This window comes from Lysobacter alkalisoli (assembly GCF_006547045.1).
GTDB classification, from domain to species: domain Bacteria; phylum Pseudomonadota; class Gammaproteobacteria; order Xanthomonadales; family Xanthomonadaceae; genus Marilutibacter; species Marilutibacter alkalisoli.
On record NZ_CP041242.1, the window covers coordinates 777841 to 792131 of the forward strand.

Below are 14291 nucleotides of genomic sequence, written 5' to 3' on the forward strand. Positions count from 1 at the left end.
TCTCATCGGGCCGGCGACGGTGCCGGCGGGGCGCTCAGCCTACCGGAGGGCGGCGGTCGCGCTCCAGTCCATCGTGTCCCGGTCCGTCGTGTACGAGTCCGTCGTGTTCCAGCACGTCACGCTCCGGTCGGACATCGCCGGTGCTGTTGCGGTCGACCACGCGGTACTCGCCGTCGACGACGTTGCCTGCGCGCGCGACCGGCTTGCCGCGCCGTTGCCACCATCGGTACAGCAGGCCGGCGGCGATCATCGCCGCACCGACCACCACGCTGAACATGACCAGCAGTGCCAGCAGCACCAGCCCGACCGCACCACAGGCAATACGCAGCCAGCGCTGGCGCGGCTTGCGTGGCGAAGCCGCGGCGCGGATTCGGTCCTGGAAGCGGGCATGGTCGAAACGGAAGGTGTGGGCGAACATCGGTCGTTGTCAGGTAGTCGTGACACAATCCGGCAACATTGCCGAGGCGCGAGTATCGGGCGCCGGCCATATGACCGTGTAATGAATTCGTTAATCGAATGTGGCGGCAGGAGGAATCCAGGCCTGTCTGCCTGCTTCGAACCCCCGCCGTTGCGAGCTGCCACGCCGACATGACCGCCCAGCCACTTCTTGATCTCGAACGCCTGCCGGACGGCGCCCTGGCCGAAGTCGAGGCCGTGCTCGACGGCGATGCCGAATCACTACTGTTGTTGCGCGACGGCGATGCGGTGCGTGCCTGGCTCAACATCTGTCCCCATGCCGGTCGCCGTCTCGACTGGGCGCCAGGCCAGTTCCTGCGCAGCAAGGACGGCCTGCTGGTCTGCGCCGCCCACGGTGCCAGCTTCGAACTGGAGAAAGGCGAATGCGTGGCCGGTCCTTGCCGTGGCGACGCGCTGCGGCCGGTCGCCGTGGAAGTGCGCGACGGGGCGGTGTGGCTGGTGGGAGGGTAGGGGCCGGATCCAGAGGGGCTGATGTGCCGACAGGGTGACAGCGCCTCGACCCTGTGCGCGGCAACCGACCAACGGTAGGCCGACGCGGCTGCAGGTGACCGTTGGATACGGAGTGCAAGCGCGAGGGGGGACGCGCAGGCCCGTTCCCATTAGCGAGGACTTATCGATGAAATCCACACTCGTGCTGGTCGCGCTGCTCACTGCCCTTGGCACTGTCGCGACCGCGTCCGCCCAGCAACCCGGTGCCGGCGAGGCCGCCAAGGTCCGCAAGGGTTATGCCATCAATCCGGTACCGCTCAACATGGTTGGCAAGAACCCGCAACTGGTCGGCCTGGGCAGCTACATCGTCAACGGCCAGGGCGCCTGCACCGATTGCCACACCAGTCCGCCGTACGTGGCCGGTGGCGATCCGTTCCTGGGGCAGCCGACGGTGACCAACGTCGACGGCTTCCTCGCTGGCGGTACCGAGTTCGGTCCGTTCATCTCGCGCAACCTCACCCCGAACGCGAGCGGCCGGCCGGACTGACCCTTGAGCAGTTCCTGTTCGTGCTGAATACCGGTGCGGACTTGAAGGGCCGTCCACCGTTCGTGCCCTCGCAGGAAGCCGACCTGCTGCAGGTGATGCCGTGGCCGGTGTACCGGGGCATGACCGAACGCGACAAGCGCGCCATCTACGAGTACCTGCGCGCGATTCCCTGCCGCGGCAGTGCGAGCAGGTGTGGCGATGGTTGAGACGCACGGAAACAGGCAGGCCGCGTGCCGTCGCTTTGACGACACGCGGCTTCTCGTCAGCCCAAGTCGCCGACTTCCCAGGACAACAGGTCGACCAGCAACACCGCGATCGCGGTGTAGGCCAGCGGCGACGGTGCGATGTGGCTGGGCGAGGGATAGGGCCGGCAATCCCGCCCCGGCCCCGCGCCGCCTGTCGTCGGGATAAGCGGTTCTCCGCTATCTGCGCCATGCCGGGAACGGATCGGACAGATCGAGCCAGCCGTCGGGCCCGGCCGCCATCTCTTCGTCGCTCAGCAGACAGGCTTCGAGTTCGGCGCGGGCACGGGCTTCGTCCATCCGGATGCCGATGATCGCCAGTTCCTGGCGCCGGTCGCCCCACAGCGGGTGCCACAGGCGTTGCATGGCCTGGTACTCGCGGGGGTCGGGCACCTCTTCCGGTGATGGCGGTGGCGCCGACCAGCGGGCACTTTGCACCCGGGCCCAGCCTTGCGCGGTCAACGGTGCCAGTGTCGACTCGATCGTCGGTGGGGGTGTGCCGACCTGGCCGATGTCGACGCGATGCCGGGCCGCGAACCAGAACCCGGCCGCCTGGGTCTGCGTCGAACCGCCCACGACTGCCAGCTCGCCGACCCAGTCCATCCGGCCGGCCAGCCAGAAAAAGCCCTTGCCGCGGATCATCCCGTCGATGCCGCGGCCGAGCAGGCGATCGAAGCGCAGCGGATGGAACGGCCGCCGCGCGCGAAACACGAAGCTCGATATTCCGTACTCCTCGGTTTCCGGCGTGTGCTCGCCGCGCAGTTCCTTCATCCAGCCGGGCGCCAGTTGCGCGCGGACGAAGTCGAAGCGCTTCGTGTCCAGGATCTCGGACAGCGGCAGATCGCCGTTGCGCGATTCGACGATGCGCGCATCGCGGTTCAGGCCCCGCAACATCGACTTGGTCAGGGCGAGTTTCTCGGGGTCGGCGATGTCGCACTTGCTGATCACGATGACGTCGGCGAATTCGACCTGGTCGCCGAGCAGATTGACGATGCCGCGGGTATCGTCCGGCCCGGCCTGCTGGCCACGATCGGCCAGGTGCTCGCTGGACGAGAAGTCGTCGAGGAAGCGGTTGCCATCGACCACGGTTGCCATCGTGTCCAGCCGTGCCACGTCTGCCAGGCTGAACCCATGTTCGTCGCGAACCGAGAACGTCGCTGCCACCGGCATCGGTTCGGAAATGCCGGTCGACTCGATCAGCAGATAGTCGAAACGGCCCTGATCGGCCAGCCGGCGGACCTCCTGCATCAGGTCGTCGCGCAGGGTGCAGCAGATGCAGCCGTTGCTGAACTCGACCAGGGCTTCCTCGGTGCGGCTCAGCGCTGCTCCGCCATCGCGCACCAGCGTCGCGTCGATGTTGACCTCGCTCATGTCGTTGACGATGACGGCGACCTTGAGGCCCTCGCGGTTGCGGAGGACATGGTTGAGCAGGGCGGTCTTGCCGGCACCGAGGAAGCCGGAAAGAACGGTAACGGGCAATGGCTGGCGGGCAGGCGTGTTCTGCGGCTGGAGCATCGGCGGATCCTTGGCTTGCGGGTGGCTTGCGACGTGTCGGGCGGGACGCCCATGACTTCAGGGACATTGAAATTGAAATGTTATAACATTTCAATTCAGTCCAATCCCGCAACCATCGGCCGTGCCCGTCAAGGGTGCGCCGCCCGTCCTGATGCCGAACTTCCGAACGTCTCCGCACCTCACATTCCGCCCCGCCCGCCTGTCTCCCATCGCCGCTGCGTTGGCCCTGGCCTTGAGCGCCGCGGCCCATGCCAACGATGACCTCGGTCGTCGCGCGACCGAACTCGACGCCGTCGAGGTGAAGGTCAGCACCGCGACCCGTAGTGAGCGGCTGCTGTCCGACGTGCCGGTGCGCACCGAGGTGCTGCGCGGGGAGGACATCGAGCTGCGCGCGGTGCTGGACTTCTCCCGCGCAGCCGAACTGATCAACGGCCTGCGGGTGGAAAGTAACTGCCAGAACTGCAATACCTCGGAAGCGCAGCTGCTCGGCCTGGGTGGCGCCTACAACCAGGTGCTGTTCGACGGGGTGCCGCTGATGTCGACGCTGGGCAGTGTGTACGGGCTGGAACAGATTCCGGCGGCCTTCATCAATACCGTGGAAGTGGTGAAGGGCGGTGGCTCGTCGCTGTACGGCCCGGGTGCCGTGGCCGGCGTGATCAACCTGATCCCGCAGCGACCGGTCAACAACGGCGGTTTCCTGCGCTATGGCGTGGACGTGCAGAAGGGCGAACCTCAGCACAACCTGGACGGCCGGGTCGACCGGCTGTCCGGCGATCGGCGCCTGGGTGTGTCGGTGGTCGGCCAGGCATCGAGCAACGACGCCATCGACTTCAACGGCGACGGCTACAGCGAGATCACCGAGAAGGACCAGCAGATGCTCGGCGTGCAGGGCTGGTACAGCCTGGGCGACGACAGCATGTTGCGCGCCAATTATCAGTTCACCCGCGAAAAGCGCCGTGGCGGAAACCGGCTCGACCAGCCGGAATGGCGGGCCAACATCGCCGAGTCGCTGGAGACGAAATACCACCGCGGCGGCGTGAACTGGGAGCGGATCGTCAGCGACCGTTTCGATTTCAGCCTGGGCTATGCATTCGCCTGGATCGAGCGCGACAGCTTCTATGGCGGCCTCGGCGACGTGGCCACCGATCCGGCCGACCCCGATTTCGATCCGGCCGATCTGGACCCGACCGTGCCGGGCAGTCCGGCATCCGTTTCATGGAACCAGTACGGCCATACCGAAAACCCGCTCCACTACCTCGACAGTCAGTTCAACTGGTATCTCGGTGCGCATGCCGTTGCCTTTGGTCTGCAGTACAAGCGTGAGTCGGTGCGTGACGGTAACCGCAACGCGGTGGGTGGCCGGGTGGGGCCGGTCAGTGACGAACGCTTCACCAACATCGGCCTTTACGTGCAGGACGAGTGGGCCGTCGATGAGAACGTCGACCTGGTCCTCGGCCTGCGTGCCGACAGGCATTCGGCATTGGACAAGGCCATCTTCTCGCCGCGTGTCGCACTGGCCTGGGCCGCCAGCGACAGATTGAAGCTGCGTGCCGGGCTGTCGACCGGCTTCCGGGCCCCGGAAGTGTTCAGCGAAGACCTGCACGTCGAAACCCTGGGCGCCGAGCCGATCCACATCCGCAACGCGGAGGGTCTGGTCGAGGAGCGCGCAGCGACCGGCATGTTCGGTCTCGATTGGCGCTCCGATCCGGCCGAGCCGCGCTGGACCTGGGATGCCACCGTCTCGTGGACACGGCTGCGCGACACTTTCGTGCTCAGCGAGATCCGCGACGACGGCGATGGTGGGCTGTACCAGCAGCGCGACAACGCATCGGGTTCCCGCGTGGCGGGAGTCGAGACCAACCTGGGCTGGCAGCCTGGCGAGGCCTTCCGGCTGAGTGCCGGCGTGGCCTGGTACCGGTCGCGCCATGACGAGGCGCAGGTGGTGTTCGATGACCGCGACGAAGGTGGCGACACCGTCATCGCCACCCGCGAATACCTGAAGACGCCGGAGTGGAGCGGACTGGCACAGGCCATCTGGTCGCCGAACGGGGACTGGGATGCCTATCTCGGCCTGAAGTACACCGGCCGGATGCAGGTGCTGAACAACACCACCGGGACGTTGAACCGCAGCCCCGAATTCTGGGTGGTGGACATCGGTGCCACGCGCCACTTCCACGGTGCCGACGGCGGGGGCTGGGATGTGTCGTTCGGGTTGCGCAATCTGTTCGACCAGCGCCAGAAGGACCTGGAAGCCGGGGCCGATCGAGACAGTGAGTATGTCTATGGTCCGCGTTTCGCGCGCTCGATCTATGCAGGTGTCCGCTATGCATTCTGAGCGCGGACATGGAGACGCTTTCATGGCCTGGGCGTGCTGTGCACTGCTGATGCTGTGGCCGCTGGCCGCGACGGGGCAGGCGGCCAGCCCCGGGTTACGCGAGACGCTGGTGGATGCCCTGGTGATCCCGGACGAGACGCGATTCAGCCGACATCGTTGGGGGCACGAGCCGGATGTCGTCGTGCTCTATTTCGGTGCCGACTGGTGCGCGCCGTGCCACGCCTTCGTGCCGGAGCTCAAGCGCGTCCATGCGGCGCTCAAGGCGGCCGGCGCGGATACCGAGGTGGTCTACGTCAGCCTCGACGAATCGGAGGCCGACATGCGCCGCTACATGAATCGCCAGCGGATGCCATGGCCGGCGATCGACTACCGCCGGTCGCGGATGCTGGTGTCCGTGCGCGCGCTGGCCGGCCGGGCACCGCCCAACCTGGTCCTGGTGGACCGCGAGGGCGAAGTCATCGCCAGTGGCTGGGACGGAGGCCGCTATACCGGCCTGAAGCCGGTGCTGGAAGCCTGGGTGGATGCGGTATCGAGACCCCGTGATTCGCAATGACTTCGCGCGGTAGCAATCGCTGCGCGCGCTGCAAAGTAGCAACTGGAGATTCCGGCATGGCACGCACACCCGCTGCGCTACTCGACGCCTCCGCCATCACCCTGTCCACGCTATGCCTGCTCCACTGCCTGGCGCTGCCGCTGCTGGCCGCGGCACTGCCCCTGCTTGGAGCTTGGGCGGAAGAGGAGTGGGTGCATGTGGTTTTCGTCATCATCGCCGTGCCGTTGTCCGGCCATGCGCTGTGGCGAGCGCACCGGTTGCGGCGCCTGCCCCGGGCGTTGCTTGCGTTGGCGACGGCGGGGCTGGCCTGCCTCGTCGCAGGCGCAGTGGAAATGGTGCCCGGGGCATGGGAAACGGTCGTCACCGTGGCTGGCAGCCTGATGCTGGCCGGTGCGCACCTGTGGAACTGGTCACGCCATCACCGCCACTGACTGGCGTGCCGGGGCGGAGTTCCCTCAGAAGAGCAGGTTCACCATCAGCACCGCGATCGTGGTGTATATCAGCGACAGCGGTGCGCCGATCTTCCACAGTTCCTTGCCGGTATAGCCCGCAGGGCCGGTGATCATCGAGATGACCGGGTTGGATGCGGTCACGAAGTTGTTGGATGCCGACAGCGCCACGATCAGCGCGAACGCGGTCGGGCTGCCGCCAGCCGCCAGGGCGATGTTGATCGCCAGCGGCACGACGACGATGGTTGCGCCGACATGACTGATCACCAGCGAGAACGCGGTCGTCAGCAATCCCAACAGCAGCTGCATGATCCAAATCGGTGTGCCTTCGGGCAGTTGCTCGATGCTGTGGCCGGCGACCCAGGCCGCCGCGCCGCTGGAATCCATCGCCCAGCCCAGCGGGATCAGGCAAGCCATCAGGAACACGGTTTTCCAGTTGATCGCCGAGTAGGCTTCATCGATGTGGATCACGCCGGCGAGCAGCATGCCGGCCACGCCGGTCATCAGCGCCAGCGACACCGGCAGCCGCGACGACAGCGCCAGCAGCATGGCCACCGCGAAGATGCACATCGCGATCTTGAACTTGTGCGGCCGCTGCTCGCCTTTCGGGTAGTCGGTCACCACCACCAGATCCTTGCCGGCGGCGGCCTTGGCCAGGTCGGTCCAGATGCTGTGCAGCACCAGCATGTCGCCCGAGCGCAGCGGCTGGTCGCGGACCTCGTCGCGCAGCACGGTCTTTTCGCGGTTGATCGCCAGCAGGCTGATGCCGCGTTGCTTGCGCAGTTCCAGCTCGCGGCCGCTCTTGCCGATGAAGCCCGATGTCGGCGGAATCACCGCCTCGGAAATGCCCGCACGGCTGGGGTTGAACAGGTCGCCGAAGTGGCGCAGCCGCGAAGTCATGCGCAGGAAGTTGTTCTGGGCGAAGTCGGCGATCTGCTGCTTCGGCCCCATCGCCCCGAGCACGCTGCCGACCCAGATGCGGGTATCGGCCGGCGGCGCCAGTCGCGATTCGTTGTTGGACTTCAGTGCCAGCAGCAGCGGTACCCCATGCAGGGTTTCGGCCTCGCCCAGCGACATGCCGACCAGCGGACTGTCGGCGGTGACGGTCAACTCGTAGACATCGCCCTCGATGCCATAGGCCTTGGCGAAGTAACTCTGGGTGCGGGCCGGGGTTACCCCCTTGCCGGTGTCGTCGCGTTCGAGTTTCTTGCCGGCGAAGTGGAAATAGACCAGTGCCGCCGCGAGCAGGGTCAGGCCGATCGGCATCGGCGCGAACATCTTCAGCGGTTCCAGCGAGGCCGCGCCGGAGGGCAGGTTGCTGTTGGCCGCGACCAGCAGGTCGTTGAGCAGGATCAGCGGCGAACTGCCGACCATGGTCAGCGCACTGCCGGTGATGATCGCGGCGGCGATCGGCAGCAGCAGTCGCGGCAGTGACAGGCCGGTGCGCGAGGACAGCCGCGAGGCCACCGGCAGGTACAGCGCCATCACCGCCGGATTCTGCATGAACGAGGAGTTGAGGCCGGCGATCGCGCCGGTCAGCAGCATCAGCCGCTGTTCGACACCGTGCGCGCGTCGCAGCAGCCAGCCGGCGAGCCGGTTCAGTGCCCCGGTCCGGTCAAGCCCGGCACCGAGGATCATGGTGGCGATCACGCTGATCACCGCCTGGCCGGAAAAGCCGTTGAACAGTTCGGTCGGCGCGACCAGACCGGACAGTCCCAGCATCACCAGCACGCACAGCGCGACCACGTCGGCGCGGATGCGCTCGAACAGGAACATCACCATCGTGAAGCCCACCAGCCCGAGGACGAGCTTCATGTCGGTGGTGAGCGTCAGTGCGGTGTCCATTCGAGGCTAGTGGAGAGTGGAGAGGAGTGAGAAACGAGTGAACGGCAAAATCGCGGCTACATGTGGCTGCGGGATCGAAACTCTCACTTCTCGCTCCTGTCCACTTACGTTCCGCCCTTGTCGTACAACAGGTCCCAAACCCCATGCCCGAGCCGCTGCCCACGGCTCTCGAAATGCGTCTGCGGACGCCACTCCGGCCGCGGCACCGAGCCGCGCGGGCCGGCGCGGTTGCTCAGGTCTGCGGTGGCATCGAGTACATCCCACATCTGTTCTGCATAGTCCTGCCAATCGGTAGCCAGGTGCAAGCGTCCACCGGGCGCGAGCTTGGACACGATCAGGTTCGCGAACGCGGGCTGTACGAGGCGACGCTTGTGGTGGCGCTTCTTGTGCCAGGGATCGGGGAAGTAGATGCGGATTTCATCGAGGCTGGCGTCGGCGATCTCGTTCTCCAGCACCTCGACCGCGTCGTGATGATAGATGCGGACATGGTCGCTGCCGTCCTCGGCCAGGGCATTGAGCAGGCGGCCGACGCCGGGCGCGTGCACTTCGATGCCGATGTAGTCGCGGCTCGGGTCCTGCTTGGCAGCGAAGCGCAGCGCCTCGCCGTTGCCGAAGCCGATTTCCAGCACCCGCGGCGCGGCGCGGCCGAAGGCGGCGTCGAAGTCGCGTGGGGTGCCCGTGTAATCGAGGCCGAAGCGTGGCCAGGCCTCGTCGAATGCACGCTGCTGGGCCGGGGTGAAGCGGCCCTGGCGGAGCACGAAGCTGCGGATCTTGCGGTGGCCTTCCTCGACGGTGAAGGGCTTGGGGGGTGCCTTGCTGCCAGAGGGCTTGTCGGACGCTCCGGTCATCAGCCGATCAGCCCGTCAACCGGGCTCGAGGCCGAGGCATAGCGCTTGCGCGGGATGCGCCCGGCCTTGAACGCGGCGCGACCGGCCTCGACCGCGAGCTTCATCGCGTGCGCCATCAGCACCGGATCCTTCGCGCCGGCGATGGCGGTGTTCATCAGCACGCCATCGCAGCCCAACTCCATCGCGATCGAGGCATCCGACGCGGTGCCGACGCCGGCATCGACGATGATCGGCACCTTCGCGTTCTCGACGATTTCCAGCAGGTTGTAGCGGTTCTGGACGCCAAGTCCGGAACCGATCGGCGCCGCCAGCGGCATCACCGCCACGCAGCCGATCTCTTCCAGTCGCCTGGCCAGGATCGGATCGTCGGAGGTGTAGACCATCACGTCGAAGCCGTCCTTCACCAGCGTTTCGGCAGCGGAGAGGGTGGCAATCACGTCCGGGAACAGGGTCTTCTGGTCGCCGAGTACTTCCAGTTTGACCAGGTTGTGGCCGTCGAGCAGTTCGCGGGCGAGGCGACAGGTGCGCACCGCGTCGTCGGCGGTGTAGCAACCTGCGGTGTTGGGCAGGATCGTGTATTTCTCCGGCGGCAGCACGTCGAGCAGGTTGGGCTCGTCCGGGTTCTGGCCGATGTTGGTCCGGCGGATGGCGACGGTGACGATGCCGGCGCCGGCGGCCTCGGTGGCGAGGCGGGTCTCTTCGAGATCCTTGAATTTTCCGGTGCCGGTGAGCAGGCGCGAGGCGTAGGTCTTGCCCGCGATGACGAGCGGGTCGGTGTGGTGGGGGGCGTTCATCCGCGCATTATCACATCTCTTGCGGCGAGCTCGTGGCGAGCCTGGCCGGTCTGGCCAGTGAATTGCGGACACGTAGCCGGCGCCTTGGGGCCCTGGGTAACGGCGCGGTGGGCACCGTAGGCGCGAGCGGGGGATTTGGAGGCACGGCCTGGAACCCGAAGTTTGCAACGCGAACTTTGGGAGCATCATTGGCGTATGCGCCAATGAAGATGGCTGCTCACCCACCTCCCAGTGCGTGCACGATCTCGATGCGGTCGCCTTCGGACAGGGGGTGTCCGGCATGCCGCCCGCGCGGCACGATCTCGCCATTGACCTCCACCGCGACCCGGCGCAGGGCCAGGCCTTCGGCTTCGAGCAGGGCGGCGATGGTGGTGGCTTCGGTCCGGCGCGGTTCGCCGTTGAGGGTGATCTCCATGGCGGCATTGTCCCGCCGCCGGGGCGGGGTGTGAAGGGTGGTCCCGGGCTTTGCCCGGGTGCCGCCATGCTGTATTTCATGACGCACTGCGGCGTGAGTCATGGCGGCATGGCCTGTAATGCTGTGTCCATCCGCTGGCGTATGCCGGAGGGATGCATGCATGCCATGACCGCAATCGCGGAGCCGCCGAAGGATGGCCTGTGCCACGGTCTGCCTTGGGCTTGATCCACCGAACGACATTAGGGATATCGATGAGAACACTTGAAATGAAGGCCCCCGTCCGCACCGGGCTGGCCGCCGCGTTGGTCGCGTCAATGGCGCTCGCTGCCGCCACGCCGGCCATGGCGCAGACCTTCTCGCAGACCGTCTTCTTTGGCGACAGCCTGACCGATTCGGGCCACTATCGGCCGGCGCTGGTGGAGGCCGGCGGACCGTCGGCGGCGATCCTCGGCAAGTTCACCACCAACCCGGGCCTGGTCTGGGCCGAGTATCTGGCCGACTTCTACGGCGCAGCGGCTCACAGCGCGAACCAGGGTGGCACCAATTACGCCGTCGGTGGCGCGATGGTGGCGACCGACCGCAGCGGCGCCCTGGGTCCGACCCCGTCGCTGGCGACCCAGGTCGGCAACTACCTGTCCACCACCGGCGGCCGGGCCGATGCCAATGCCCTTTACACCCTGTGGGGTGGCGCCAACGACATCTTCGCGGTCACCGCCGGCGCGCCGGCGGAGCAGACCATTGGTGCCGCGGTCAGCGCCCAGATCGGCCTGGTCGGCAGCCTGCAGGCGGCCGGCGCGCGCTACATCCTGGTGCCGACCATTCCCGATATCGGCGGCACCCCCGGCTTCCTGGCCCAGGGGGCGCAGGCATCGGCGATCGGCACCCAGCTGTCGACGGCCTACAACGACGCGCTGTTCGGCGGCCTGGCTGCGTCCGGGCTGCGGGTGATCCCGCTGGATACCTTCCACCTGCTGCAGGAGATCAGCGCCAATCCGGGCGCCTACGGTTTCAGCAATGTCACCGGCACCGCCTGCCAGCCGCAGATCACCGCGCAGTCGATCACCTGCCATCCCGGTACCTACGTGAGCCCGGATGCGGATCGGACCCATGTGTTTGCCGACGGCGTGCATCCGACCAGCTCGGCGCACGCGGTGCTGGCCCAATATGCGGTGTCGGTGATCGAGGCTCCTCGCCTTGCGGCGGTGATGCCGCATGTCGAAGCCCAGACCGGCCGCAATCGTGCCGATCGCGTCGCCGCCCAGGTCGTCGGCCGCACGCAGGATTCCGGCATGCGCCTGTGGGCCGACGTGCGCGGTGATTACCAGAAGTTCGACGATGGTGCCGGCCTGATGGTCGACGGCGAGGGTGCCGGCCCGGCGCTCAGCGTCGGTCTCGACTGGCGCAGCGGCAACCTCGTCTACGGCGGCTTCCTCGGACATGGCCGGCAGAAGCTCGACTTTGGCCGTCACCATGGCGACATCTCGATCGACGACACCGCGCTCGGCGGCTACCTCGGCTGGCGCAACGGCCAGGCGTGGGTGACCGGCCAGGTCGGTTACAGCTGGTCCAGCCATGACTTCGACCGCAAGATCGTGCTCGGCGATGCCACCCGCCTGCACCGCGGCTCGGCCGATGGCAGCAACCTGACCGTCGCCCTCGATGCCGGCTACGAGTTCGCCCGCGGCACGACGCGCCATGGGCCGGTGCTGTCGCTGGTCTCGCAGCGGATCAAGATCGACGAGATGCGCGAGGACCAGCCGTCGCTGGCGACCTCGCTCGCCTATCCCGAGCGCGATGTCGACTCGCTGGTCGGCCGGCTCGGCTGGCAGGCCCGGTTCAACGTCGACGGCCACATCTCACCGTACGCGCGGCTGACCTGGGATCGCGAATTCGAGGATGCCGATGAGGAAGTCTTCGCCCGCCTGCAGTCGTTGCCGGCTTCCGCACCGTACGCGGTGCCGGGGCTGTCCATCGACAAGGATTACGGCACCCTCGTGTTCGGTGCGCGCAGCAGGCTGTTCGGGATGGATGCCGACATCGGCCTGACCGGCACGGTCGCGCGGAACGGCCAGGATGCGGTGTCGCTGTTCGCGAGCCTCGGTCGCGGCTTCTGACCGTGGCCGGGGATGCCCGGGTCCTCGTGGCCCGGGTGTTCATCGCCGCATTGCTTCATGACGCGCGCGCGGCGTAGACTTCGCAGCACGCGGGTGTAGTTCAATGGTAGAACCTCAGCTTCCCAAGCTGATGGCGTGGGTTCGATTCCCATCACCCGCTCCAGCATTGCAGCGGCGGTCCCGTGTATCGGGGCCGCCGCTTTTCATTGGCGGTGTGCTTCCGGAGGCTTGATGTCATCCACGATCGTGCTCGGCTGGCGGGAGTGGGTCGCCTTACCCGCACTGGGACTGGACGCGGTGCGGGCCAAGGTCGACAGCGGCGCGCGCAGCTCGGCATTGCATGTCGACCGGCAGTGGCGGTTCGTCGAGCGCGGTGCGCCGTGGGTCGGCTTCGCGTTGACCCCGGGCGATGCCGCCGGGCACAGCATCGAAGCCGCCGCGCCGGTGTTCGACGAGCGCGAGGTCACCGACTCCGGCGGCCATGCGACCCGGCGGGTGTTCCTGCGCACTCCGATGCGGCTGGCCGGGGTCGAGCGCGAGATTGAAATAAACCTGTCGGACCGCCGCGGCATGCTGTTCCCGATGCTGTTGGGGCGCACCGCCATCGCCGGAACGTTCACGATCGATCCGGCACGATCCTTCCTCCATGGCCGGCTTGAGCCGGGCATGGCCGCCGTCGTCCACCGCCGTCCCGGCCCTTTCCGGTAATTTTCCCGGTGATTCCGTCATGAAGTTCGCGATCCTCTCGCGCAACGCCAAGCTGTATTCGACCCGGCGCCTGGCCGAAGCGGCCCGCGATCTCGGCCATTCCGTGCGCGTGCTCGACCCGCTGCGCTGCTACATGCGCATCGCCAACGACGACTTCCAGATGCACTACAAGGGTCGGGCGATGTCGGGCTACCACGTCGTCATCCCGCGCATCGGCGCATCGGTCACCCGCTATGGCAGTGCGGTGCTGCGCCAGTTCGAGTTGATGGACACTTTCACCCCGAACCCGTCCGACGCCATCCTGCGCGCGCGCGACAAGCTGCGCAGCCACCAGATGCTGGCGGCGCAGGGGATCGGTCTTCCCGCGACCGTGTTTGGCGACAATCCGGATGACACCAACGACCTGCTGTCGATGCTCGGCCCGCCGCCGCACGTGATCAAGTTGAACGAAGGCACCCAGGGCGCGGGGGTGATGTTGACCGAGAAGCTGTCGGCCTCGCGCGGGGTGATCGAGGCGTTGCGCGGGCTTTACGCGCAGTTCCTGGTCCAGGAGTTCGTGGCCGAGGCCAAGGGCGCGGACCTGCGCTGTTTCGTGGTTGGCGGCAGGGTTGTCGCGGCCATGAAGCGGCAGGCACCGAAGGGCGACTTTCGCTCCAACCTGCACCGTGGCGGTCGTGCGCGTGGCATCAAGGCGACGAAGGCCGAACAGGATGTCGCGATCCGTGCGGCGCGCGTGCTCGGTCTCGGTGTGGCCGGTGTCGACCTGATCCGTTCCGCGCGCGGCCCGCTGGTGCTGGAGGTCAATGCCTCGCCAGGGCTGGAGGGCATCGAAGAGGCGAGCGGGGTCGACATTGCCGCCGAGATCGTCAGCTACAGCGCCCAGCGCCACAAGCGCCGCGCGGCCAAACGGGCAGCGGCGAAGCGAAAATAGAGATCTATTTTTGGAAGATGATAGGCGAAGTTTAGGATTTTTAGGAGAATTTAGGCGATTTTTTAGTCGAGCTGCATGCTTGACGCCTT

At 66.9% G+C, this 14291-nt stretch carries 15 protein-coding genes and 1 tRNA gene; 10 read left to right on the forward strand and 6 right to left on the reverse strand.

Features of this window, described 5'->3' with window-relative positions:
* Positions 1 to 34 precede the first annotated feature (34 nt).
* On the reverse strand, positions 35 to 418 hold the full coding sequence (locus FKV23_RS03300; RefSeq protein ID WP_208543227.1) for a hypothetical protein: 384 nt from the start codon (positions 416 to 418) through the stop codon (positions 35 to 37).
* Between the two features lie 170 nt (positions 419 to 588).
* On the opposite strand from FKV23_RS03300, the gene FKV23_RS03305 reads away from it, so the two are divergent.
* From FKV23_RS03305 to FKV23_RS17105, 3 genes are all read left to right on the forward strand, one after another.
* A complete protein-coding gene (locus FKV23_RS03305; RefSeq protein WP_141622574.1) occupies positions 589 to 927 on the forward strand; it encodes a Rieske (2Fe-2S) protein in 339 nt (112 codons plus the stop codon).
* 166 nt (positions 928 to 1093) lie between these two features.
* A complete protein-coding gene (locus FKV23_RS03310) occupies positions 1094 to 1453 on the forward strand; it encodes a hypothetical protein (protein ID WP_141622575.1) in 360 nt (119 codons plus the stop codon).
* Between the two features lie 20 nt (positions 1454 to 1473).
* Entirely contained in the window at positions 1474 to 1659 is a 186-nt protein-coding gene (locus tag FKV23_RS17105; RefSeq protein ID WP_167284927.1) for a hypothetical protein, read from the forward strand.
* A 216-nt stretch (positions 1660 to 1875) separates the two neighbouring features.
* Here FKV23_RS17105 and FKV23_RS03315 read toward each other — a convergent pair whose 3' ends face one another.
* Positions 1876 to 3210, reverse strand: a complete 1335-nt coding sequence (locus tag FKV23_RS03315) for a GTP-binding protein (RefSeq protein WP_141622576.1) — start codon at positions 3208 to 3210, stop codon at positions 1876 to 1878.
* A gap of 151 nt (positions 3211 to 3361) precedes the next feature.
* Between FKV23_RS03315 and FKV23_RS03320 the strand changes: the two genes are divergently transcribed.
* From FKV23_RS03320 to FKV23_RS03330, 3 genes are read left to right on the forward strand one after another with little or no spacing between them, the layout of a single operon-like run.
* Positions 3362 to 5545 (forward strand): TonB-dependent receptor plug domain-containing protein, encoded by a 2184-nt coding sequence (locus FKV23_RS03320; protein ID WP_141622577.1) that lies wholly within the window; start codon positions 3362 to 3364, stop codon positions 5543 to 5545.
* A 22-nt stretch (positions 5546 to 5567) separates the two neighbouring features.
* A complete protein-coding gene (locus FKV23_RS03325; RefSeq protein WP_141622578.1) occupies positions 5568 to 6098 on the forward strand; it encodes a thioredoxin-like domain-containing protein in 531 nt (176 codons plus the stop codon).
* A 56-nt stretch (positions 6099 to 6154) separates the two neighbouring features.
* On the forward strand, positions 6155 to 6529 hold the full coding sequence (locus tag FKV23_RS03330; protein WP_141622579.1) for a MerC family mercury resistance protein: 375 nt from the start codon (positions 6155 to 6157) through the stop codon (positions 6527 to 6529).
* Positions 6530 to 6553: 24 nt separating this feature from the next.
* Here the strand turns inward: FKV23_RS03330 and FKV23_RS03335 are convergent, their stop codons facing one another.
* The 4 genes from FKV23_RS03335 to thiS form a co-directional block, all read right to left on the reverse strand.
* Positions 6554 to 8392: an SLC13 family permease gene (locus FKV23_RS03335; protein ID WP_141622580.1), complete on the reverse strand. Its 1839-nt coding sequence runs from the start codon at positions 8390 to 8392 to the stop codon at positions 6554 to 6556.
* A gap of 104 nt (positions 8393 to 8496) precedes the next feature.
* Positions 8497 to 9240, reverse strand: coding sequence for a tRNA (guanosine(46)-N7)-methyltransferase TrmB (gene trmB / locus FKV23_RS03340; protein ID WP_141622581.1), 744 nt, complete (start codon positions 9238 to 9240; stop codon positions 8497 to 8499).
* Entirely contained in the window at positions 9240 to 10034 is a 795-nt protein-coding gene (locus FKV23_RS03345; protein ID WP_141622582.1) for a thiazole synthase, read from the reverse strand. The genes trmB and FKV23_RS03345 overlap by 1 nt, the downstream gene beginning before the upstream one ends.
* Positions 10035 to 10251: 217 nt before the next feature.
* Positions 10252 to 10449 carry a sulfur carrier protein ThiS gene (gene thiS / locus FKV23_RS03350; RefSeq protein WP_141622583.1) on the reverse strand — a complete coding sequence of 66 codons (198 nt, stop codon included), beginning with the start codon at positions 10447 to 10449 and terminating at the stop codon, positions 10252 to 10254.
* 266 nt (positions 10450 to 10715) lie between these two features.
* Here thiS and FKV23_RS03355 point away from each other — a divergent pair, with 266 nt between their 5' ends.
* The 4 genes from FKV23_RS03355 to rimK all read left to right on the forward strand — a co-directional run bounded on the left by FKV23_RS03355 (position 10716) and on the right by rimK (position 14202).
* Positions 10716 to 12563: an autotransporter domain-containing protein gene (locus FKV23_RS03355; RefSeq protein WP_167284928.1), complete on the forward strand. Its 1848-nt coding sequence runs from the start codon at positions 10716 to 10718 to the stop codon at positions 12561 to 12563.
* 89 nt (positions 12564 to 12652) lie between these two features.
* Positions 12653 to 12726 (forward strand) — tRNA-Gly (locus tag FKV23_RS03360).
* A 68-nt stretch (positions 12727 to 12794) separates the two neighbouring features.
* A complete protein-coding gene (locus FKV23_RS03365; RefSeq protein WP_141622584.1) occupies positions 12795 to 13271 on the forward strand; it encodes an ATP-dependent zinc protease family protein in 477 nt (158 codons plus the stop codon).
* A gap of 19 nt (positions 13272 to 13290) precedes the next feature.
* A complete protein-coding gene (rimK, locus tag FKV23_RS03370) occupies positions 13291 to 14202 on the forward strand; it encodes a 30S ribosomal protein S6--L-glutamate ligase (RefSeq protein WP_141622585.1) in 912 nt (303 codons plus the stop codon).
* The last annotated feature ends 89 nt before the right edge of the window (positions 14203 to 14291 follow it).

Coding starts and splice junctions, on each gene's coding strand:
- thiS (WP_141622583.1), bottom strand. CDS start 10,449: ATGGAGATCACCCTCAACGGCGAACCGCGCCGGACCGAAGCCACCACC.
- FKV23_RS03300 (WP_208543227.1), bottom strand. CDS start 418: ATGTTCGCCCACACCTTCCGTTTCGACCATGCCCGCTTCCAGGACCGA.
- FKV23_RS03355 (WP_167284928.1), top strand. CDS start 10,716: ATGAAGGCCCCCGTCCGCACCGGGCTGGCCGCCGCGTTGGTCGCGTCA.
- FKV23_RS03310 (WP_141622575.1), top strand. CDS start 1,094: ATGAAATCCACACTCGTGCTGGTCGCGCTGCTCACTGCCCTTGGCACT.
- FKV23_RS03325 (WP_141622578.1), top strand. CDS start 5,568: ATGGCCTGGGCGTGCTGTGCACTGCTGATGCTGTGGCCGCTGGCCGCG.
- FKV23_RS03315 (WP_141622576.1), bottom strand. CDS start 3,210: ATGCTCCAGCCGCAGAACACGCCTGCCCGCCAGCCATTGCCCGTTACC.
- FKV23_RS03365 (WP_141622584.1), top strand. CDS start 12,795: ATGTCATCCACGATCGTGCTCGGCTGGCGGGAGTGGGTCGCCTTACCC.
- rimK (WP_141622585.1), top strand. CDS start 13,291: ATGAAGTTCGCGATCCTCTCGCGCAACGCCAAGCTGTATTCGACCCGG.
- FKV23_RS03320 (WP_141622577.1), top strand. CDS start 3,362: ATGCCGAACTTCCGAACGTCTCCGCACCTCACATTCCGCCCCGCCCGC.
- FKV23_RS03345 (WP_141622582.1), bottom strand. CDS start 10,034: ATGAACGCCCCCCACCACACCGACCCGCTCGTCATCGCGGGCAAGACC.
- FKV23_RS03330 (WP_141622579.1), top strand. CDS start 6,155: ATGGCACGCACACCCGCTGCGCTACTCGACGCCTCCGCCATCACCCTG.
- FKV23_RS03305 (WP_141622574.1), top strand. CDS start 589: ATGACCGCCCAGCCACTTCTTGATCTCGAACGCCTGCCGGACGGCGCC.
- FKV23_RS03335 (WP_141622580.1), bottom strand. CDS start 8,392: ATGGACACCGCACTGACGCTCACCACCGACATGAAGCTCGTCCTCGGG.
- trmB (WP_141622581.1), bottom strand. CDS start 9,240: ATGACCGGAGCGTCCGACAAGCCCTCTGGCAGCAAGGCACCCCCCAAG.